This window comes from Pseudomonas sp. NPDC098740 (assembly GCF_044760065.1).
Taxonomy (GTDB): Bacteria; Pseudomonadota; Gammaproteobacteria; order Pseudomonadales; family Pseudomonadaceae; genus Aquipseudomonas; species Aquipseudomonas rossensis.
The window spans coordinates 1-22037 of sequence record NZ_JBIWAM010000021.1; the positions used below are offsets into that span (position 1 = coordinate 1).

The window sequence follows — 22037 nt, forward strand, 5'->3', positions numbered from 1 at the left end:
CTTCCTCGAATAGGCCTGATACATAGATGCAACGGGGCGGCGGTTTTTCAAAAGCGGGTAGACAGTGGGGGCGAGTCCATACATAGCAGCTGGCGAAGCCTGCGTTCGGCTCGGGCGTCGACCTGCCAACTGTTGCCTTAAGCGCAACAGTCCTTTCATGAATCCGCTCTTTTTCCCCTCTCAAAACCCCCTTATCTTTGCCGCACCAAACAGCACTTGCCAAGCAAGAAGGTTTTAAAGATGTCCAACACTATGGGTATTGCCAGCGCTTTCGTTTTGTCCTCTTTGTTTCTGTCTCCGTTCGCCATCGCGGAAGAGTCGCAGACGTTCGTCGCGCAGAATTCCGCACGCGCTGCTGCATTCAAACAGAATCAGAGCGAAATGACGGCCAAGGCTCAAGAAGCTGCGCAAACCCCTCAAGCGTCCACCACTCAAGCCCAGCCACGGGTTGAGAAAGACAGCTGATTGTTAAGTATCGCTCTGTTTCCCTCGACACTTTTCATCGGCTCTTCCCTTTGAAAAGTTGTCTTCAAAGCCGCTGCTATCAGCGGTTTTTTTTCGTTGTGGTTTTAAACAGTTTTAGTTCGTCTTCTCTAACAAGAAACATCCTGAGCCTCAAAACAATGAGGCTCTTAGTTCATCCAAGGAGCTTTACCGCTAGTGCGTTTCCCTCTCAGATTCAGCCCGTTATTCATTGCAATCGTTGCAACGGTGGCGCCTGCTGCTCACGCCGCAGACGACTCAAACGCCGAAGGTTTCGTCGAAGGATCGAGCCTCAACCTCAACGCCCGTAACTACTACATGAACCGCAACCGCCTTCAGCAGACGGACGACAACATTGAATGGGGCCAGGGTTTCCTCGGCCTCTTCGAATCGGGCTACACCCAAGGCACCGTCGGTTTCGGCGTTGATGCCCACGCCATGCTCGGGCTCAAGCTCGACGGCGGTGGCGGCACTGATAATTCGAGCATCCTGCCGGTCAGCGATGGCAACGGCAAAGCGCCAGGTTCGTTCTCGACGGCGGGCGGCACGCTGAAAATGCGTGCCTTCGATACCGAACTGAAGGCCGGTGATTTGTTCCTGACCAACCCGGTGATCGCCGGCGGCGAAACCCGAATGCTGCCCCAGACCTTTCGTGGCGTGAGCCTGACCAACCACAGTTTCGACGGCTGGATGATTGAAGGTGGCCAGGCGAGTTTCACCAAGCCTTACAACCAGAGCGGACACACCCGAATCGGCACGTCCTACGGCAGCCTGGCCGACGGTGACGAAAGCCGGCACCTGAACTGGGCCGGTGTCGCCTGGAGCGGTCTACCGGGGCTGACCAGTAGTCTCTATGCTTCCGAGCTCAAGGACATCTGGAACCAGTATTACTACGATCTGGACTACACCTACGCTTTGAACGATCTGGTCAGCCTCAACCCGGGTCTGCATGCCTATCACACGCAAGACACCGGCGATGCGCTGCTGGGCCACATCGACAACAACACCTACAGCCTGCATTTCACCGTCGGCGTGGGCAATCACAGCGTTACCGCGGCCTATCAGCGGGTCAACGGCAACACGCCGTTCGACTACATCAGCCAGGGCGACAGCGTCTACCTCGACAATTCCCAGCAGTATTCGGACTTCAACGGCCCGAACGAACGCTCATGGAAACTCAAGTATGCCTACGACTTTGTCGGGCTCGGCCTTCCCGGCCTGACCTCGGCGGTGTCTTACTCCCGAGGTGAACTGGACCTGACCAAGGTCGATCCGGACAGCCCGGGTTATGCCTCGTGGTACAGCGCTGACGGCAAAAACGCCAGGCACTGGGAACGCGACATCGATCTCAAGTATGTGGTTCAGGGCGGCAAGGCCAAAAACCTGGCGCTGCGCCTGCAATGGGCGACCAACCGTGGAGGCAACGGCTACGGCGCGCTGGATCAGGACACCGATGAATACCGGGTGATCGTCGACTACCCGCTCAATGTCTTCTAAGCTTCAATAAGTAAAAGGCCAGCATGTTTTGCTGGCCTTTTTTTTATCCGGCATTTATACAGGCGCTCCGAACGCAAACGGTTTCTGGGATTCTGCCTGAGTCTTGCAAAACACTTTCATAACGCCTCATTAGCAGAAGTCAGAACCATGAGTGTGAGCAGTGCAACATCTCACCATCCGATCCGGTCGACGCGATCGGAGCGGCTTCTGGTTCTCGGCAGTTTGCTGCTGGTGATTGCGATATTGAGCATCGTGGCATTCCTGCTCATTCGCGAACGCGCCAATGCTGAACAGTCTGCCACTCGTGCAGCAACCAATATCGTGCAATTGATCGACGCCGACGTGCTGCGCAATGTCGAACTCTATGACCTGTCCTTGCTCGGCTTGATCGCTGCCTCGCAGCGTGAAGACCTCAAGAGCGTTTCCCCGGCTATCCGGCATCTGGCCTTGTTTGACCGTGCCACTGCCGCGCCGTACAAGGGCGACATTTTGTTGCTGGACAACAAGGGCGACGTGATCGCCGACTCGGCCTCGGTAGAGCCCAGAAAGGGCAATTTTGCTGACCGCGAATACTTTCAGTCGCACGTGAACAATCGCGACCCGAGCATGCTCATCAGCCGTCCCTTCCGTTCCAGACAGGCTGAACATGAATGGCGAATCAGCTTCAGTCGCCGGGTCAGCGGCTCACAGGGCGAATTTCTTGGCGTGGCCGAAGCCGCCATGCGCTTGAGTTATTTCGATCAGCTGTTCAACAGCTTGAGCATCGGTCGTGACAGCTCGGTCAACCTGATCAGCTCGGACGGGATTCTTCTGGCTCAGGAACCCCGCCTGGCCGAAGAGCTGATTGGCAAGGACTTCAGCGACCGTCCCAACTTTCAGCGCATCGTCAAAGAAGGCAACGGCAGCTTCACCAGTGTTTCAAGCCGCTACAAGGACGAACGCCTGTACACGTTCTCCAAGGTGGGCAACTTGCCGTTGATCGTCATCGTTGCACTGTCCAGTGATGAAGTGTTTGCCTCGTGGAAGCGCACGACGGTGGTGGTTAGCGTTGCGACTATTGCGCTGTGCATCATCTTGCTCTGGCTGACTTGGCTGCTCAGCCGGGAACTGCGCCTGCGCCACAACGCCGAACAGGAACTGGCGCAACTGGCGGCCACCGATGCCTTGACCGGCCTGGCCAACCGCCGAACGCTGGATCAGGTCCTGCGTCATGAGTGGTTCCGCGCTCAACGTTCCGGTCAGCCGTTATCGCTGCTGATGATTGATGCCGACCACTTCAAGGCCTTCAACGATCGACATGGGCATCAGGGTGGCGATGATGCCTTGCGCTCGGTGGCCAAGGTGATCTCCGCCAATGTGAAGCGACCAGCGGATCTGGTCGCCCGTTATGGCGGCGAAGAGTTTTCGGTGATTCTCGCGGAAACCGACGGCCAGGGTGCGCAACAGATTGCCGAACACATCCGAGCGACAGTGGAGCAATTGCCGCTGGTGCCAGGTGCCGAGTCGCCGATTACTGTCAGTATCGGTATCAGTACCTGGACCACTTCCGCCGAGATCAGTCTGGAACAGCTATTGTTTGCAGCGGACAAGGCGCTGTATCAGGCCAAGGAAAGTGGGCGTAATCGGGTTGTCGCTGCGGATTGAGGCCTTTCCCCGCAGGCATAAAAAAAGGCCACCCGAAGGTAGCCTTTAAAAACTAGAGAGGTTTTTTACTTACACGGCCGCAACAGGGCGCATGTAAGAAATCGGTGCAGTGCTGGCGTCATCGAAAGTCACGACTTCCCAAGCATCTGTCTGCTCAATCAACTTGCGCAGCAGCTGGTTGTTCAATGCATGTCCGGACTTGAAACCCCTGAATTCACCAATCAGGCTATTGCCCAACAGGTAGAGGTCACCAATTGCATCGAGGATCTTGTGCTTCACGAATTCGTCTTCATAGCGAAGGCCGTCTTCGTTCAGTACACCATCCGCGTCGACCACAATAGCGTTTTCAACGCTGCCGCCGAGTGCGAGGTTGTGCTTGCGCAGGTACTCGATATCACTCATGAAACCAAAGGTACGGGCGCGGCTGACTTCTTTTACGAACGAAGTGCTGGAAAAATCCACGCTTGCACTTTGTGTGCGGTCACGGAAAACCGGGTGATCGAAATCGATCTCGAAGCTCACTTTGAAACCTTCGAAAGGGACGAAAGTGGCGCGCTTGTCGCCGTCTTCCACTGTCACTTCCCGCAGGATCCGGATGAACTTCTTGGCGGCGTCCTGTTCTTCCAGGCCGGCCGATTGGATCAGGAATACGAAAGGTCCAGCGCTACCATCCATGATCGGAACTTCAGACGCGGAGAGCTCGACGTAGGCGTTATCGATGCCCAGGCCAGCCATGGCCGAGAGCAAGTGCTCCACCGTATCCACTTTGGTGTCACCACTGACCAATGTGGTCGACATCGTGGTTTCACCAACGTTTTCCGCGCGGGCAGGAATCTGCACCACAGGGTCGAGATCGGCACGAACAAACACAATGCCGGTGTCGATAGGTGCGGGCTTGAGGGTCAGGTATACCTTCTCCCCGGAGTGCAGGCCTACACCTGTAGCACGGATAATATTTTTCAGTGTGCGTTGTTTAATCATGGCTTGGGCCGCTTCAGCGCAAATTGCGAACTGGTATCAACAAAGGCTGGCGATGATAGCAGACCAGACCTTTGCTGAACACCAATCACCTTCATAGCCCTGATACATTCCATTAATCGGCCTGACGACGCAGGAAAGCCGGGATGTCCAGGTAGTCCAGATCATCTTGCGGATTCATCTTCGCGGCAGTCGCAGCACCGGCCTGAGCCTGGTTGCGCATGACGGTCGGACGGTCCAGGTCACGGTAGTTTACCGCAGGCGCTTCCTGACGCGAAGGCGCTTGCTGTTGCGGCTGCGATGCCACGGACGTGTGCATGGTGTTGTCGATGACCTTCACAGGCTTCTCGATTTTCGCGCCCAGACCTGTGGCAACCACGGTCACGTGCAGCTCGTCGCGCATGTCCGGATCGATAACGGTACCGACCTTGACCATTGCGTGTTCGGAAGCAAAGGCTTCGATGATGCTGCCCACGTCGGAGTACTCACCCAGGGACAGGTCAGGACCGGCGGTGATGTTCACCAGGATGCCGCGTGCACCTTGCAGGTTCACGTCTTCCAGCAACGGGTTGCGAATGGCCGCTTCGGTGGCCTCACGTGCACGGTTCGGACCGCTGGCGCAGCCAGTGCCCATCATCGCCATGCCCATTTCGCTCATCACGGTCCGTACGTCGGCAAAGTCGACGTTGATCATGCCCGGACGCTTGATGATGTCGGAGATACCGCGAACGGCACCGGCCAGTACATCGTCGGCCTTGGCGAATGCGGACAGCAGGCTTGCGTCCTTGCCAAGGATGGTCAGCAGCTTCTCGTTGGGAATGGTGATCAACGAGTCGACGCTTTCAGACAGCAGACGGATGCCTTCATCGGCGATCTGCATGCGCTTGCGGCCTTCGAACGGGAACGGACGAGTCACCACCGCAACGGTGAGAATCCCCATTTCCTTGGCCACTTCAGCGATGATCGGCGCAGCACCGGTACCGGTACCACCGCCCATGCCAGTGGTGATGAACACCATATTGGTGCCCTGCAGGACTTCGGCAATGCGCTCACGATCTTCGAGAGCGGCCTGACGACCTACTTCAGGGTTGGCGCCAGCGCCGAGACCTTTGGTCACGCCGGTGCCCAGTTGCAGGATGGTCCGCGCGCCGATGCTTTTCAGCGCTTGGGCATCAGTGTTGGCGCAGATGAATTCAACGCCTTCAATGTTGCTCTTGACCATGTGGTTGACGGCGTTGCCGCCGCCTCCGCCAACACCGATAACTTTAATAACCGGGCTTGCGGGGATGTTGTCTACGAGTTCGAACATTTTCCCTCTCCTTACATTCTCTAGTTTTTTCGCCTACTGCTTTTTGCTGCGGTGCTGCGGTAAATCTTTAGAAGTTGCCTTGTACCCAGCTCTTGAAGCGATCGAGCAAGGCGACTTTCGGTTCTTCGTTGCTGTAGCTGTCGCGGCTGCTGATGCCCGAGAACGAAATCCCGTCGGACTGCTTTTGCAGGCCGTACATCAACAGGCCAACGCCAGTGGAATAAATCGGGTTACGGACCACGTCGTCCAGGCCCTTGACGCCATGCGGCACGCCCAGGCGGACCGGCATGTGGAAGATTTCTTCGGCCAATTCGACCGCGCCTTCCATCTTCGACGTACCACCGGTCAGCACGATGCCGGCCGGGATCAGGTCTTCGTAGCCACTGCGACGCAGTTCGGCCTGGATCAGCGTGAACAGCTCGTCGTAACGCGGCTCGACCACTTCGGCCAGGGCCTGGCGGGACAGCTCGCGTGGTGGACGGTCGCCAACGCTTGGGACCTTGATGGTTTCACCGGCACCGGCCAGTTTGGCCAGGGCGCAGGCGTAGCGAATCTTGATTTCTTCGGCGTACTGGGTCGGGGTGCGCAACGCCATGGCGATGTCGTTGGTTACCTGGTCGCCCGCAATCGGGATCACCGCGGTGTGACGGATCGCGCCTTCGGTGAAGATCGCGATGTCGGTGGTGCCGCCACCGATGTCCACCAGGCACACGCCCAGTTCTTTCTCGTCGTCGGTCAGGACCGAGTAGGCCGAAGCCAGTTGCTCGAGAATGATGTCGTCGATTTCCAGGCCGCAGCGACGCACGCATTTTTCAATGTTCTGTGCGGCGTTGACGGCGCAGGTGACCACGTGAACCTTGGCTTCCAGACGTACGCCCGACATGCCCAGAGGCTCGCGAACGCCTTCCTGGTTATCGATCACGTAATCCTGCGGCAGGGTGTGCAGCACGCGCTGGTCAGCCGGGATTGCCACGGCCTGGGCGGCGTCGAGAACTCGCTCGAGGTCGGCGGAGCTGACTTCGCGATCACGAATCGCCACGATGCCGTGAGAGTTCAGGCTGCGGATATGATTGCCAGCCACGCCGACGAACGCCGAGTGAATGCGGCAACCAGCCATCAGCTGCGCCTCTTCGATCGCGCGCTGGATCGATTGCACGGTGGACTCGATGTTCACCACCACGCCTTTCTTCAGGCCACGGGACGGATGGGTACCGATCCCGACGATTTCCAGCGTGCCGTCGTCCGAGACCTCGCCGACCAGCGCCACCACTTTGGAGGTGCCGATATCGAGACCGACGATCATTTTGCCGCTTTGCACGTTTGCCATGGGTCCTGCCTCTTCTTAATTCTTCGCGACAGCGGGTTGGGCTGTCGTGGGCGCTACAGGTTCCCGCCAGCCAACAGCGAGGCCGTTGGCGTAGCGCAGATCGATGCGCGCAATGTTCGTAATCTGTTCTTTAAGCGTCTTGTCATAGATGGCAATGAAGCGGCGCATCTTTTCCAGCAGGTTGCCGCGTCCCAGCAACAGTTCGATTCCCGGGCCCGCGCTGCCGGCGCCGGTGGTCAGGAACCAGCTGCCTCGATCACGCAACTCCAGGCGCGCAATCGAGAAGCCCAACGGCCTGAGCATCTGGCTCAGCACCTGGTATTGCTGCATCACTTGCTGTTGGGCCCGTTGTGGGCCGAACAGCTGTGGCAAGTGTTCGTAGTTCGCCAGCTCACGCGGGGTGAACGCCTGACCCTGGTTGTTCAACAGCGCTTCATCGCCCCAACGGGCCACCGGCAGTTGTTCTTCCAGGCGGATCACCACTTGATCCGGCCACACCCGACGCACTTCGGCGTGGGCAATCCATGGCATCGTTTCAAGCTCGGTACGCATGCTCGCAAGATCGATGGTGAAGAAGCTCGACGCCACGTACGGGGCGATCCGCTGCTGCACCGCTTGCTGGCTGATGTAACTCAAGTCGCCCTGCACGTTGATCTTGGTGATCGGCCGGTCGGCGTACGGCAACAAACGCTGCGCGCCTTCGTAAGTGCCGAAACCCAGTGCGACCAACAGCACCGGCCAGAACAAGGATTTCAGAAAACCAAAATTGGCTTTCGGCAGGCGCGCAGACATCGGCTCTTTGGCCACCATTCGGCTGGCACCCCGGGGTACCGGCTTGCGGCCGGGCGGTGCGGGGGGCTGATGTCTCAGCTGTGCGCCTTGCATGCTCTTAACCTCGCGGCTCAATGCTTGCGGCCAGAATCGCCAGAACCAGTTGCTGGAAATCCAGACCGGCAGCACGAGCCGCCATCGGCACCAGACTGTGATCGGTCATGCCCGGTGCGGTATTGACTTCCAGGAACCAGAACTGCCCGTCGGCGTCCTGCATCACGTCAGCCCTGCCCCAACCGGCGATACCCAGCGCCTCACAGGCTTTCGCCGTGAGGTCCATCAGTTCTTTTTCTTTGCTGCTGTCCAGGCCACACGGAATCCGGTACTGGGTATCGGAAGCCACGTACTTGGCGTCGTAGTCGTAGAAACTGTGCGTCGTGCCCAGGGCGATCGGTGGCAACACTTGGTCACGCAGGGTGGCGATGGTGAACTCCGGACCTTGAATCCATTGCTCGACCAACACTTGCGAATCGTAGGTACTGGCCGCTTTCCACGCGTCGATCAACTCCGACGCGGAGGTCACTTTGGCCATCCCGATACTTGAACCTTCATGGGCCGGTTTGACGATCAAAGGGAAGCCCAGTTCCGTCGCCGCCGAAATACAATCGGCCTCGGAGCTCAGCACGGCATGGCGTGGCGTCGGAATACCGAGGCTGTGCCAGACCTGTTTGGTGCGCAGCTTGTCCATGGCCAGTGCCGAGGCCAGAATGCCGCTGCCGGTGTACGGAATTCCCAGGCATTCCAGCAGACCCTGCATGCTGCCGTCTTCACCGCCACGACCGTGGAGAATGATGAAGGCGCGATCGATTTTTTCGTTCAGCAGACGCTGCAAAAGATCATCGCCCACGTCGAGACCAAACGCGTCCACACCGGCGCTTAACAGCGCGTCGAGAACCGCGTTACCCGACTTGAGAGAAACCTCACGCTCGGCACTCTTGCCGCCGAAGAGCACGGCGACGCGCCCGAAATCTTTCGGCGCAATAGTGGAGACGAGGTTGGCGTAAGCAGCAGTCATTTCAACTTCCCCACACTCGGCGCAGCAACGGCGCCTGCGAACAACGGACTTTTCAACAGTTTCGGTGCAAGACCACCGATGTCACCGGCGCCCTGGCACAGCAGGATGTCGCCAGCACGCAGCAGCGGCTTGACCAACGGCGCGAGGTCAACACCGCGCTCGATGTAAATCGGGTCGAGCTGACCGCGCTGACGGATGCTGTTGCACAGCTTGCGGCTGTCGGCGCCGGGGATCGGTTCTTCACCGGCCGGGTAGACTTCCATCAACAGCAGGACGTTGGCGTCGGCCAATACATTGACGAAATCGTCGTACAGGTCGCGAGTCCGGCTGTAACGGTGCGGCTGGTAGACCATCACCAGACGGCGTTCCGGCCAGCCACCGCGCACGGCTTTGATGACCGCGGCGACTTCGGTCGGGTGATGACCGTAGTCGTCGACCAGCATCACGTTGCCGCCTTCTACCGGCAGTTCGCCGTAGACCTGGAAGCGTCGGCCGACACCCTGGAACCCGGACAGGCCTTGGACGATGGCTTCATCGCTGACACCTTCATCGGTGGCGATGCAGATGGTTGCCAGTGCGTTCAACACGTTGTGGTTGCCCGGCATGTTCACCGAGACATCCAGTGGATCGCGATCAGGACGCAGCACGGTGAAGAAGGTCTGCATGCCCTGCTGACGCACATTGATCGCGCGCACGTCGCAGTCGTCGCCGAAGCCATAAGTGACGGTCGGACGTTTCACCTGCGGCAGGATTTCACGCACCACCGGATCGTCCAGGCACACCACCGCCAGACCGTAGAACGGCAGGTTGTGGAGGAACTCGACGAAGGTTTTCTTCAGTTTGTTGAAGTCACCGTCGTAGGTCGCCATGTGGTCGGCGTCGATGTTGGTGACCACGGCCACCAGCGGCTGCAAGTGCAGGAAGCTGGCGTCGCTTTCGTCAGCTTCAGCGATCAGGTAACGGCTGGTGCCCAGCTGAGCATTAGTGCCCGCGGCATTCAGACGGCCACCGATCACGAATGTCGGGTCCAGGCCACCGGCGGCAAACACCGAAGCGATCAGGCTGGTGGTGGTGGTTTTGCCATGGGTACCGGCGACGGCGATGCCGTGGCGGTAGCGCATCAGCTCAGCCAGCATTTCAGCGCGAGGCACCACCGGAATGCGGCGTTCCAGGGCAGTGGCGACTTCCGGGTTGGACGTGTTCACGGCACTGGAGGTGACCAGCACATCGGCGTTCGCGGCGTTCTCAGCGCGGTGGCCGATAAAGATCTGGGCGCCGAAGGACTCGAGACGCTCGGTCACCGGCGAAGCTTTCAGGTCGGAACCGGACACTTCATAGCCCAGGTTCAACAACACTTCGGCAATGCCGCACATGCCCACGCCGCCGATTCCGACGAAGTGGATGCGACGGATGCGGCGCATTTCCGGTTGCGGCATGGCTTTCTGATTCTCAACCATGGGCCACCTCCAGGCAGGTATCGACCACGTTACGGGTTGCATCGGGTTTGGCCAGGCGGCGTGCCGCGGTGGCCATGTCGGTGAGTCGTTGTGGTTGCATCAGGACCTCTGTCAGGCGTGCGGCAAGATCCGCTGCGCCAGTCGTTCTTTGCGGCATCAGGAAGGCAGCGCCTTCACGGGCCAAATAATCGGCGTTGCGGGTCTGGTGATCGTCGATCGCGTGGGGCAAAGGCACCAGCATCGAGGGCAGACCGGCGGCGGCCAGTTCACTGATGGTCAGCGCGCCTGCGCGGCACACCACCAGGTCGGCCCAGCCATAGGCTTGGGCCATGTCTTTGATGAAAGGCTGCACTTGCGCCTCGACGCCAACCGCGCGATAGCGCTCTGCAGTCACTTCATCGTGGTTTTTGCCGGCCTGATGAAACACTTCCGGGCGCAGGTCGGGGGCGACTTGCGACAGGGCTTCAGGCAGCAACTTGTTCAACGGTTCTGCGCCCAGGCTTCCACCCAGGATCAGCAAACGCGCCTTGCGACCGGCCAGAGCCTGTCGCGGTGTTTCGAGGAACAGCTCGGTGCGCACCGGGTTACCGGTGGTCCGACGGCTGCCCGACAGGGTAAAGGTGTCGGGGAACGCTTCACAGACTCGAGCGGCCAACGGCACCAGCAACCGATTGGCGGTACCGGCCACGGCGTTCTGCTCGTGAACGATCACCGGCACGCCGGCCAGTTTGGCTGCAACGCCACCAGGACCGGTCACATAACCACCAAAGCCGACGACACACACCGGCCGCAGTTGGCGAATGATCGCCCGTGCCTGCCAGATCGACTTGAGCAACATGAGCGGTGCCTTGAGCAAGGACAGCTTGCCCTTGCCGCGCAAACCGCTGGCATTGATCCGATGCAGCTCGATTCCGGCCATTGGCACCAGATCGTTCTCGATGCCACGCGGTGTCCCGAGCCAATGCACGGTGTAACCACGGGCCTGGAATTCGCGAGCACACGCCAGCGCCGGGAACACGTGGCCACCGGTGCCGCCCGCCATGATCAATACGTTAGCGCCCATGGGTCGGCTCCTCGGCGAAGTCGCTCTCATGGAACTCCATCTCTTCGCTGCCCAAGTGGGTTCGACTTTCCCATTCAATGCGCAGCAACAAGCCGAGACAGGCACAGCAGATCACCAACGAGCTACCGCCATAACTGAGGAACGGCAGGGTCAGACCTTTGGTTGGCAACAAACCGACGTTCACCCCGATGTTGATCAGGAACTGACCAATCCACAGGAACGACAAGCCGTACGCGATGTAGGCGGCGAAAAATTGCTTGGCCTTCTCGGCCCAATAACCGATGTACATGCCACGAATACAGACAAAGACGAACAACGCTACCGTGCACAAAGAACCGACGGCACCCAGTTCTTCGGCCAGGACCGAGAACACGAAGTCGGTGTGGGCTTCCGGCAGATAGAACTGTTTCTGCACGCTGTTGCCCAGACCAACGCCCAGCCATTCGCCGCGACCAAAAGCAATCAATGCTTGAGACAACTGATAGCCAGCACCGAACTGGTCGGCCCACGGATCCGCAAAGTTGGTCAGGCGCGCCATTCGATACGGCTGCACTTGAATCAACAACACCACCGCCGCAACCGCCAGGACAACCATCAAGGAAAAACGGAACAGCCCGACCCCGCCAAGGAACAGCATCGCCGCAGCAGCCCCCATCATCACGACGGTGGCGCCGAAGTCCGGTTCCATCAGCAACAGACCCGCCATTGGCAGCAGAACGATGAACGGCTTGAAGAAGCCCATCCAGCTTTCACGCACTTCTTTCTGACGACGCACCAGGTAACCGGCCAGGTAAATAACGACAAATACCTTGGCGATTTCCGACGGCTGAACGTTGAAGAAACTGAAGCCGATCCAGCGCATCGAACCGTTCACTTCACGGCCGATCCCCGGGATGATCACCATCACCAGCAAACCGAACGCACCCATCAGCATCAGCCAGCCCAGGCGTTGCCAGGTGGCGATCGGAATCATCATGGTGACGATGCAGGCACCCAGGCCCAGCACGATGTAGATAAGGTGGCGAATCATGTAATACAGGGCACTGCCCGACTGCACCGCAGCCACTTCGGTCGATGCCGATGCAATCATGACCAGTCCGAGGCCGATCAATGCCAGGCAGCCGGCGAGCATCGGGAAGTCGAGGTCGATGCCGCGCCCGGTGATGATCGGCGACGGATAGGGCTTGATGATGTTCATCAGGCTCATACCAGATCCTCCACGGCGCGGACGAACTGGTGACCACGGTCTTCGTAATTCTTGAACATGTCGAAACTGGCGCAAGCCGGCGACAACAACACGGCGTCGCCCGTCTCTGCGATGGCGCGGCATTGCTCGACCGCTTCGATCAGCGAGTTGACGCGAATCAGTGGCACGGCATCGCCAATGGCCTGAGCGATCAGCTCGGAGTCACGGCCCATCAGCACCACGGCGCGGCAGTTGACCGCCACCGGATCACGCAAGTCCTTGAACTCGGCACCCTTGCCGTCGCCACCGGCGATCAGCACGAGTTTGCCGTCAATGTCCGCGCCCAGACCTTCGATGGCAGCCAGTGCGGCACCGACGTTGGTGGCTTTGGAATCGTTGTAGTAGGTCACGCCATTCAGGTCACGGACCCACTGGCAGCGATGCTCAAGCCCGGCGAAGGTGCGCAGGCTCGACAGCATGGCGTCGAACGGCAGGCCGACGGCGTGGCCCAGGGCCAATGCCGCCAAGGCGTTGGACTGGTTGTGGGAGCCGCGAATTTTCAACTCGCGCACCGACATCAGGTTCTGGAATTCGAAGGCCAGGTACTTCTCGCCTTCTTCTTCGCGGATACCGAATGCCTTGAAATCAGGTTTGCTCAAACCGAAGGTCCAGCACGGCTGACCTTCGCCCATCAGCGGACGGCTCAGGGCATCCTGACGGTTGACCACAAACTGCTTGGCCCCCCGGAAGATCCGATGCTTGGCCAGGTGATAAGCCGGCAGACCGCTGTAGCGGTCCATGTGATCTTCGCTGACGTTGAGCACGGTCGCCACTTCGGCGTTGAGTTGATCGGTGGTTTCGAGCTGGAAGCTCGACAGTTCCATCACGTACAGCTCGACGTCGTCGCTGAGCAGGTCCAGCGCCGGCGTGCCGAGGTTGCCGCCAACGGCGACACGCTTGCCGGCCGCCGCAGCCATCTCGCCGACCAGTGTGGTGACGGTGCTTTTCGCGTTGGAGCCGCTGATGGCGACGATCGGCGCCTTCGCGTTACGCGCGAACAGCTCGATGTCACCGGACAATTTCACGCCACGCGCGGCGGCAGCCTGCAGGGCCGGAGTCGCCAGCGCCAGGCCGGGGCTCACGTAGAGCTCGTCGGCGCGGCACAGGAATTCGACGTCCAGCTCGCCACAACGCACTTCCACGTGCGGATAGTCACGCTTGAGCGTGGCCAGTTCCGGTGGATTTTCCCGCGTGTCGGCGACAGCAAACGACGTGCCCCGGTTCGCCAGGAAGCGAACCAGGGACATGCCGCTCTTGCCGAGGCCGACAACGATGCGGAAGTGGTCAGAAGCGATCAGAGACACTCGTTCTACCTCAGCTTCAGGGTGGCAAGGCCAACCAGCACGAGAATCACGGTGATGATCCAGAAACGGACGATCACGCGTGGCTCGGGCCAGCCCTTGAGTTCAAAGTGGTGGTGAATCGGTGCCATGCGGAACACACGGCGACCGGTAAGCTTAAAGGATGCGACCTGAATGACGACTGACAGGGTCTCCATCACGAACACGCCGCCCATGATGAACAGGACGATTTCCTGACGGACGATCACCGCGATGGTGCCCAGTGCCGCGCCCAGCGCCAGTGCGCCGACGTCGCCCATGAACACCTGAGCCGGATACGTGTTGAACCAGAGGAACCCGAGGCCCGCGCCGATCAAGGCGCCGCAGAACACGATCAACTCGCCTGCGCCCGGCACATACGGAATCAGCAGGTATTCAGCGAATTTCACGTTACCCGACAGGTAGCAGAAGATCCCCAACCCGCCGCCGACCATTACGGTGGGCATGATCGCCAGACCGTCGAGGCCGTCGGTCAGGTTGACCGCGTTGCTCGAGCCGACGATCACGAAGTAAGTCAGGACAATGAAACCTACGCCCAGCGGAATGCTGTGGTCCTTGAGCATCGGCAGGATCAGGGTGGTTTCCACCGGCGTCACTGCGGTCATATAAAGGAAGATCGCCGCGCCCAGGCCGAACACCGATTGCCAGAAGTACTTCCAGCGGCTCGGCAAGCCACGGGAGTTCTTCTCGATCACTTTGCGGTAATCGTCGACCCAGCCGATCGCGCCGAACAGCAAAGTCACCAGCAGCACGGTCCACACGTAACGGTTGGACAGGTCAGCCCAAAGCAACGTGCTGACGCCGATGGACGAAAGAATCAGCGCGCCGCCCATGGTCGGGGTGCCCGACTTGGACAAGTGCGATTGTGGACCGTCGTTACGAACGGATTGACCGATCTGACGGTTCTGCAAAGTGCGGATCATCCACGGGCCAAAGCACAGCGACAAAACCAACGCGGTCAGCACACCGAGAATCCCGCGCAGGGTCAGGTACTGAAAGACCGCGAAGCCTTTGTAGAACTGTTGCAGATACTCCGCTAGCAGCAGCAGCATTAATGTTTCTCCAGGCTGGTCCCGCACAAAGCGGCGACGATGTTTTCCATCGCAGCGCTGCGCGAGCCCTTGATCAAAATGGTGGTGTTTGTGTCTTGCTCGGCGCCGAGGGCCTTGATCAGTTCATCCTGAGTGGTGAAGTGATAGGCCTGCTCGCCGAAAGCGTTCACGGCGTGAGCCATCATTGGCCCGACAGCGTAAAGCGCGGAAACCTTGCCACGGGCGTACTCGCCCACATCGCGGTGCCCCTGCTCCGCCCAGTCGCCCAACTCGCCAATATCTCCGAGCACCAGAACGGTGCGACCGGAAAAGCCGGCGAGTATATCAACGGCGGCGCACATGGAGGTGGGGTTCGCGTTGTATGTGTCATCGATTACGCGGATGCCATTGGTGGCCAGTTGCGCGACGGTGCGGCCCTTGACCGGCTGCACCGCGCCGAGACCGGTGGCGATGCCGAACAGCGACACGCCCAGCGCGTGGGCGGCGGCGGCGGCGGCCATCGCATTGGCAACGTTATGGGTGCCGAGCAGGTTCAGTTGAACGCGCTCCATCCCTTCAGGAGTGTGCAGGTTGAACGCCGGGCAACCGCGAGCGTCGCGATCCAGATCACTGGCGTAGAAATCGGCGCTGACATTGCTCAGGGCGAAGGTCAGCACTTTGCGACCGGAAGCGCGGGTCTTCCAGATGTCGAACGCCTTGTCGTCAAGATTGAGAACGGCGACGCCATCGGCATCCAGCCCTTCAATAATCTCGCCCTTGGCTTCAACGATTTTTTCCGGCCCGCCGAACTCGCCGACGTGGGCGGTCCCGGCGTTGTTGAGCACGGCCACATGAGGCTTGGTCATGTCGACGGTGTAAGCAATTTCGCCGAGACGCGAAGCACCCAGCTCGATCACCGCTGCGGTATGTTCCGGCGCGAGCTCGAGCAGGGTCAGCGGAACGCCGAGATCATTGTTCAGGTTGCCACGGGTCGCCAACACCGGACCGCGCGTGCGCAGGATGCTGGCGAGCATTTCCTTGACCGTGGTCTTGCCGCTGGAACCGGTAATCGCTGCGACAGGATGGGTGTAAGCCGCACGGTTCAACGCGCCGAGTTGCCCCAGCGCCTGACGAGTATCTTTCACCAGCAACTGCGGCAGTGTGCTGTCGGCGACTTCGCGCTCGACCAACGCCGCTACGGCGCCTTTTGCGGCGACGTCATTGAGATAGTCATGGCCATCGAAACGCGGGCCGGTCAGGGCAATAAAGAGCTGGCCTGATTTGATCGCGCGGCTGTCGATGCTGACGCCGTCGAAGCTGGCATCGGCAGTGACCAAGCGGGCATTCAGCGCGCCGGTCAGCTCGCTCAGTTTCAGGGCTTTAAACATGGGCCACCTCCCACGCGGTCAAGGCGTGATCGGCCTCGACCAGATCGGAGAACGCGTGACGCTGGCCGTTGATTTCCTGATAGTCCTCGTGACCTTTACCGGCCAGGACAATCACGTCATCCGCCGAAGCGCTGGCGATCAATTGGGCAATCGCCTGGCCACGGCCAGCGACGAAGGTGACTTTATCCACAGCGGTAAAACCGGCGCGGATGTCGTCGAAGATCACTGCAGGGTCTTCAGTGCGCGGGTTGTCATCGGTCACCAGCACGCCGTCAGCCAAACGCTCGACCACTTCGGCCATGAGCGGGCGTTTGCCGCGATCGCGATCACCACCGCAACCGAACAGGCACAGCAAACGGCCTTTGGCATGAGGGCGCAGGGCCATCAAGACTTTTTCCAGTGCATCCGGGGTGTGGGCGTAATCGACCACCACCAGCGGCTGGGTGCCACCGCCAAGGCGCTGCATGCGGCCAGCCGGGCCTTCGAGTTTCGGCAACACTTTGAGGATTTCGTCCAGCGCGTAGTCCAGACCCAGCAAGGCGCCGACCGCGGCCAGCACGTTGCTAAGGTTGAAGCGACCGAGCAAGGTGCTGCGCAGATGATGCTCACCCTGCGGCGTGACCAACGTGGCGCGCACGCCTTCGTCATCGAACTGCGCTTCACGGCAATAAAGGTAGGCACTGGAGTTTTCCAGGCTGTAGGTGATCAAGCGCGATTCGCGTTTTTCGGCGGCCAGTTGGCGGCCGAATTCGTCGTCGAGGTTGACCACCTGGCACTTCAAATCATTCCAGGCAAACAGCTTGGCCTTGGCTTCACCATAGGCCTGCATGGTGCCGTGGTAATCCAGGTGATCGCGGGACAGGTTGGTCATCACCGCCACATCGAACGCCAGTGCGGTCACGCGGCCCTGATCCAGACCGTGGGAAGAAACTTCCATGGCGACGGCTTTGGCACCCGCCTTTTTCAGGTCGGCGAGGGTTGCCTGCACGGCGATCGGGTTCGGCGTGGTGTGCAAGCCGCTTTCGAGCGCGCCGTAAAAACCGGTGCCCAACGTGCCGACGATGCCGCAGTGCTGGCCGAGCAAATCCAATGCTTGCGCAACCAACTGCGTCACGCTGGTTTTGCCGTTGGTGCCGGTCACGCCGACCAGGTTCAGGTGACGACTAGGGTCACCGTAAAAACGCCCGGCGATGTCCGACAGCTGCGCCGCCAGGCCTTTGACTGGAATCAGCGGAACATCGGTAATCGGCAGTACCGTCGCGCCTTCGACTTCATACGCCACAGCGGCAGCGCCGCGTTGCAGGGCGTCGGCAATGTGCGCGCGACCGTCGAACTTGCCGCCAGGAACGGCGAGAAACAGATCGCCAGCCCGCACGTTGCGGCTGTCCAGGGTCAGTTCGCGGATCAACAGATCGCGACCGGCGTGGGCGAATATCTTGTTCAGACTCAGAGACATCAGCCTCGCCCTCCATTGGCTTTCAGCGGAACGACCGGTGCTGCGTTCGCTTGTTGAGTAGGTGGCAGGTTGTCCGGGGTGATGTTCATCAGGCGCAAGGTCCCGGACATCACTTTGCTGAACACCGGCGCCGAGACCAGACCACCGAAGTAACCGGCCTTGGTCGGCTCATCGATCACCACCACGATGGCGTAACGCGGATCGCTCATCGGGCCGAAGCCTGCGAACAGCGAACGGTAGGAATTCTCGGCGTAGCCCTTGGTGCCGACCGACGTTTTACGCGCGGTACCCGACTTGCCGCCCACGTGATACGCCGGCACTTGCGCACGGAATACACCGCGCGGGGCTTCGATCACTTGTTGCAGCATGGTTTGCATGGTTTTCGCGACAGTTTCCGGCAATACCTGTGTGGTTTGCGGCACCTTGTCGGTTTTGATCAGGGTCAGCGGCGCGAGGCGACCGTTGTTGGCCAGGGCCGAGAAGGCGTGGACCAACTGGATCGCGGTCACCGAGATACCGTAGCCGTACGACAACGTGGCGGTTTCAGCCTTGCGCCATTCGCGGTAGTTCGGGAGGTTGCCGACGCGCTCGCCCGGGAAGCCCAGGCCGGTGTCCTGGCCGAGGCCGACTTTTTGCGCCAGACGGAAAATCGTTTCGCCGCCGATATCGAAGGCGACCTTACTCATGCCGACGTTACTGGAGTTGATCAGAATGCCAGTCAGGTCGAGCACCGGACCTTCGCTCTTGGATACGTCCTTGATGGTGTATTTACCGATCTGCAAGGTGCCCGGGTACACCTCGACGGTATCGGTCGGCTTCCAGCGTCCGGTTTCAATCGCGGCGCTCATGGAAATTGCTTTCATCGTCGAACCCGGTTCGAACACGTCGATCATCGCGCGGTTGCGCATCATCGCCGGTTGCAGGTTGCGACGGTTGTTCGGGTTGTAGGTCGGCTGGTTGACCATGGCGAGGATCTCGCCGGTCTTCACGTCCATGATCACCAGGCTGCCGGCCTTGGCGCCGTTTTCGATGATCGCGTTGCGCAGTTCGCGGTTGGCCAGGTATTGCAGACGCAGGTCAATGGACAACGCCAAGGGCTTTCCGGCCTTGGCGTTTTTGGTCACCTGAACATCCTTGATAAGTCGGCCACGCCGATCCTTGATCACCTGCCGCTTGCCGGGGACCCCGGCCAGCCATTCGTCGTAGGCCAGCTCGACGCCTTCACGACCGTGGTCATCGATGTCGGTAAAACCGACCATATGGGCAGTGACTTCACCGGCCGGGTAGAAACGCCGGAATTCTTCGATGCCATAAACGCCCGGTACTTTCAGATCGAGCACGGACTGGCCCTGCTCGGGGGTCAGCCCGCGCACCAGATAAATGAATTCTTTGTTGGCCTGGGCCTCGAGACGTTCGGCCAGAGCTTTCGGGGCCTGCCCCAAGGCAGCCGCCAGTGCAGGCCACTTCTCTTTGGCCGTTTGCATTTCTTTGGCATTGGCCCAAAGGGTGGTGACCGGGGTACTCACGGCCAAAGGCTCGCCGTTACGGTCGGTGATCAGACCACGGTGAGCCGGAATAGGAATATGACGAACACTGCGCGCATCGCCCTGACCTTTAAGAAAGGCACGGTCGACTACTTGCAGATCGATAATGCGCCAGGCAATCGCCGCGACCATGACGCCGAGCAAACCCAGCACCAGGCGGAACCGCCATGGAAAGAGTGCACCCTCGAGTTTCATCATGGCGCCACCATCTGCACTTCAGCTGCGCCAGGAATGCGCATCTTCAGTTGCTCGGTCGCCAGGACTTCGATACGGCTGTGGGCGGTCCAGGTGCTCTGTTCGAGAATCAAACGGCCCCACTCCGCTTGCGCCTTGTCGCGCACGCTCAACTCGTTGTACAGGGAGTTCAGCAGTTGACGGTTCCAGTGGGCGCTGTAGGAAACGCCGATGGCCGACACGAGCACGCCAATAAACAGCAGAAACATGAAAAAGCTTCCGCCGGGAAGTGGCTTGGCGAAAAGCTTGCTCACCGCAGCTTCTCCGCGACGCGCATGACGGCGCTACGGGAACGTGGGTTGGCTTTTAGTTCGGCCTCGGAGGCGGACTGTGCTTTGCCATGGATTTTGATTATTGGTTCGAAGGCGACGTGACGTACCGGCAGGTTGCGCGGCAGGTTGTCGGCTTCGCCTTTCACCAGTTTGCGCATGAACAGTTTGACGATGCGGTCTTCCAGCGAGTGGAAGCTGATGACGACCAGACGGCCGCCGACTTCCAGGCATTCCAGCGCGGCTTCAAGGCCGGCTTCCAGATCACCCAGTTCGTTGTTGACGTGAATACGCAAGCCCTGGAACGCACGGGTCGCCGGGTTTTTGCCCTTTTCCCATGCAGGGTTGGCCACTTTCAGGACTTCAGCCAGATCGGCAGTGCGCTCGAACGGCTTGATGTCGCGACGCTCGGCCACGGCACGGGCCATGCGGCCGGAGAAACGTTCTTCGCCGTATTGCTTGAACACCCGCGCGATTTCTTCCACGGGGGCGGTGTTGACGAATTCGGCAGCGCTGATCCCGCGGGACGGATCCATGCGCATGTCCAGCGGGCCATCATTGAGAAAACTGAAGCCGCGCTCAGGGTCGTCGAGCTGCGGCGAGGACACGCCGAGGTCGAGCAAAACGCCGCTGACCTTGCCGTCCAGACCACGTTCGGCGACTTCCGAACCGAGCTCGGCAAAGCTGCGCTGCACAACGACAAAGCGGCCGTCTTCGGCCGCTAGCGTTTGCCCGGTGGCAATCGCTTGAGGATCTTTATCGAATCCGAGCACCCGACCATCGGGACCGAGCTGGCTGAGGATCAACCGGCTGTGTCCGCCGCGCCCGAACGTACCGTCCAGATAGCAGCCATCAGGACGTACGGCGAGAGCCTCCACGGCTTCGTCAAGCAGTACGGTGATGTGGTTAAAGCCGCTATCAATAGTCACAGGATCAAATCACGCAGTTCATCAGGCATGGCGCCCGGTTGTTGAATGGCAGCCAGGTCAGCGGCAGAAACCGCATCCCAGGCATCCTCGTCCCACAATTGGAACTTGTTCAGTTGGCCTACCAACATCGCGCGTTTATCCAACTTGGCATATTCACGAAGACGCGGCGGAACCAGAAAACGACCACTGCCATCGAGCTCGAGGTCGACGGCATTACCAATCAGTAAACGTTGCAGGCGGCGGTTCTCTTCGCGAAGCGAAGGCAGTGCGCGCAGTTTGGTTTCAATAATTTCCCACTCATCGAGGGGGTAAACACACAAACACGGATCAACGGCATCAATTGTGACGATTAACTGACCGGAACTACGCGAAACGAGCTCGTCACGGTACCGGCTCGGCATAGCGAGACGGCCCTTTGCGTCGAGACTGATAGCGTTAGCTCCGCGAAACACGTCAGCGTTTCTCCAAATATTAGCGTTTTGAGCTCAAAAAACCCACTTCATGCCACTTTCCGCCACTTGCGCACACTATAGGAATGCGGCCACCGCACCGTCAAGGCGCGGATTAAAGGAAAACCCTTACAGAACTGAGATTTAGGAGCGTAAAAGGAGGGGTAGCGAGAATCTGACGTGTCATCCTGCTCAATAACTTGAATCAGCACTGAAGGCTGCGTTCGAAAGTTAAAGTAATTTGTTAAGAGTAAGATTTTTTCGGTATTAGGAAAGTGCTTCTGCTGTTGATTCTGTAAGGAGGGAAATTGCTACTACAGGCGCCCTGCTCAATGATTAAAGCAGGGAGGGGGAAAAAGGTGGAGAGTCGATCTGTAAGCCGGGTTCTGTCTTGAACAGTCATTCGTCTACGATGGCCATCACTGGACATCTTTAGCAACCTACCCGGTCCCAGCGCGGGCCACGCCTTGGGACACGACTTCAGCTGGGTGATATATGACATTACAGATTAACGAGCTCTTCCAGGACGAGACGATAGATCTGAAGG

At 59.5% G+C, this 22037-nt stretch carries 19 protein-coding genes and 1 other RNA gene (1 of these 20 running past the window's edge); 3 read left to right on the top strand and 17 right to left on the bottom strand.

The features are described from left to right. Positions 1–240 precede the first annotated feature (240 nt). The 3 genes from ACIQU2_RS22055 (at position 241) to ACIQU2_RS22065 (ending at position 3624) form a co-directional block, all read left to right on the top strand. Positions 241–465 (top strand): hypothetical protein, encoded by a 225-nt coding sequence (locus ACIQU2_RS22055; RefSeq protein WP_403143969.1) that lies wholly within the window; start codon positions 241–243, stop codon positions 463–465. A gap of 195 nt (positions 466–660) precedes the next feature. Beyond that, positions 661–1980, top strand: a complete 1320-nt coding sequence (locus ACIQU2_RS22060) for an OprD family porin (protein ID WP_347805398.1) — start codon at positions 661–663, stop codon at positions 1978–1980. Positions 1981–2127: 147 nt separating this feature from the next. Beyond that, complete coding sequence (locus ACIQU2_RS22065) at positions 2128–3624, top strand: diguanylate cyclase (RefSeq protein WP_403143971.1); 1497 nt, start codon at positions 2128–2130, stop codon at positions 3622–3624. A 69-nt stretch (positions 3625–3693) separates the two neighbouring features. On the opposite strand, the gene lpxC is transcribed toward ACIQU2_RS22065, so the two are convergent. From lpxC to rnpB, 17 genes are all read right to left on the bottom strand, one after another. After that, entirely contained in the window at positions 3694–4605 is a 912-nt protein-coding gene (gene lpxC, locus ACIQU2_RS22070; protein WP_282379021.1) for a UDP-3-O-acyl-N-acetylglucosamine deacetylase, read from the bottom strand. Between the two features lie 112 nt (positions 4606–4717). Then, positions 4718–5911, bottom strand: a complete 1194-nt coding sequence (ftsZ, locus tag ACIQU2_RS22075; RefSeq protein WP_033061342.1) for a cell division protein FtsZ — start codon at positions 5909–5911, stop codon at positions 4718–4720. Between the two features lie 67 nt (positions 5912–5978). Further along, on the bottom strand, positions 5979–7238 hold the full coding sequence (gene ftsA, locus ACIQU2_RS22080) for a cell division protein FtsA (protein ID WP_033061341.1): 1260 nt from the start codon (positions 7236–7238) through the stop codon (positions 5979–5981). Positions 7239–7253: 15 nt separating this feature from the next. Next, a complete protein-coding gene (locus tag ACIQU2_RS22085; protein ID WP_403143974.1) occupies positions 7254–8123 on the bottom strand; it encodes a cell division protein FtsQ/DivIB in 870 nt (289 codons plus the stop codon). 4 nt (positions 8124–8127) lie between these two features. Continuing rightward, positions 8128–9084, bottom strand: coding sequence for a D-alanine--D-alanine ligase (locus tag ACIQU2_RS22090; protein ID WP_033061339.1), 957 nt, complete (start codon positions 9082–9084; stop codon positions 8128–8130). Then, positions 9081–10541, bottom strand: coding sequence for a UDP-N-acetylmuramate--L-alanine ligase (murC, locus tag ACIQU2_RS22095; RefSeq protein WP_347805395.1), 1461 nt, complete (start codon positions 10539–10541; stop codon positions 9081–9083). Before murC ends, ACIQU2_RS22090 begins: the two co-directional genes overlap by 4 nt. Then, positions 10534–11604 carry an undecaprenyldiphospho-muramoylpentapeptide beta-N-acetylglucosaminyltransferase gene (murG, locus tag ACIQU2_RS22100; protein WP_403143977.1) on the bottom strand — a complete coding sequence of 357 codons (1071 nt, stop codon included), beginning with the start codon at positions 11602–11604 and terminating at the stop codon, positions 10534–10536. Before murG ends, murC begins: the two co-directional genes overlap by 8 nt. Beyond that, entirely contained in the window at positions 11594–12811 is a 1218-nt protein-coding gene (gene ftsW, locus ACIQU2_RS22105) for a putative lipid II flippase FtsW (protein ID WP_403143978.1), read from the bottom strand. Before ftsW ends, murG begins: the two co-directional genes overlap by 11 nt. Next, positions 12808–14154 (bottom strand): UDP-N-acetylmuramoyl-L-alanine--D-glutamate ligase, encoded by a 1347-nt coding sequence (murD, locus tag ACIQU2_RS22110; protein WP_403143980.1) that lies wholly within the window; start codon positions 14152–14154, stop codon positions 12808–12810. The genes ftsW and murD overlap by 4 nt, the downstream gene beginning before the upstream one ends. Before the next feature lie 5 nt (positions 14155–14159). Then, the gene (mraY, locus tag ACIQU2_RS22115; protein WP_403143982.1) at positions 14160–15242 is read right to left on the bottom strand and encodes a phospho-N-acetylmuramoyl-pentapeptide-transferase; all 1083 of its coding nucleotides are present in this window, start codon (positions 15240–15242) and stop codon (positions 14160–14162) included. Then, on the bottom strand, positions 15242–16609 hold the full coding sequence (gene murF / locus ACIQU2_RS22120) for a UDP-N-acetylmuramoyl-tripeptide--D-alanyl-D-alanine ligase (protein WP_403143983.1): 1368 nt from the start codon (positions 16607–16609) through the stop codon (positions 15242–15244). The genes mraY and murF overlap by 1 nt, the downstream gene beginning before the upstream one ends. Then, the gene (locus ACIQU2_RS22125; RefSeq protein WP_403143985.1) at positions 16602–18065 is read right to left on the bottom strand and encodes a UDP-N-acetylmuramoyl-L-alanyl-D-glutamate--2,6-diaminopimelate ligase; all 1464 of its coding nucleotides are present in this window, start codon (positions 18063–18065) and stop codon (positions 16602–16604) included. Before ACIQU2_RS22125 ends, murF begins: the two co-directional genes overlap by 8 nt. Next, entirely contained in the window at positions 18065–19804 is a 1740-nt protein-coding gene (locus ACIQU2_RS22130) for a peptidoglycan D,D-transpeptidase FtsI family protein (protein WP_403144051.1), read from the bottom strand. The genes ACIQU2_RS22125 and ACIQU2_RS22130 overlap by 1 nt, the downstream gene beginning before the upstream one ends. Then, on the bottom strand, positions 19804–20097 hold the full coding sequence (ftsL, locus tag ACIQU2_RS22135) for a cell division protein FtsL (RefSeq protein ID WP_033053422.1): 294 nt from the start codon (positions 20095–20097) through the stop codon (positions 19804–19806). Before ftsL ends, ACIQU2_RS22130 begins: the two co-directional genes overlap by 1 nt. After that, on the bottom strand, positions 20094–21041 hold the full coding sequence (gene rsmH, locus ACIQU2_RS22140) for a 16S rRNA (cytosine(1402)-N(4))-methyltransferase RsmH (protein ID WP_046048256.1): 948 nt from the start codon (positions 21039–21041) through the stop codon (positions 20094–20096). Before rsmH ends, ftsL begins: the two co-directional genes overlap by 4 nt. Continuing rightward, positions 21038–21493 (bottom strand): division/cell wall cluster transcriptional repressor MraZ, encoded by a 456-nt coding sequence (mraZ, locus tag ACIQU2_RS22145; protein ID WP_008147486.1) that lies wholly within the window; start codon positions 21491–21493, stop codon positions 21038–21040. Before mraZ ends, rsmH begins: the two co-directional genes overlap by 4 nt. 356 nt (positions 21494–21849) lie before the next feature. Further along, positions 21850–22037, bottom strand: an RNA gene (rnpB, locus tag ACIQU2_RS22150) — RNase P RNA component class A (it continues 207 nt past the right edge of the window).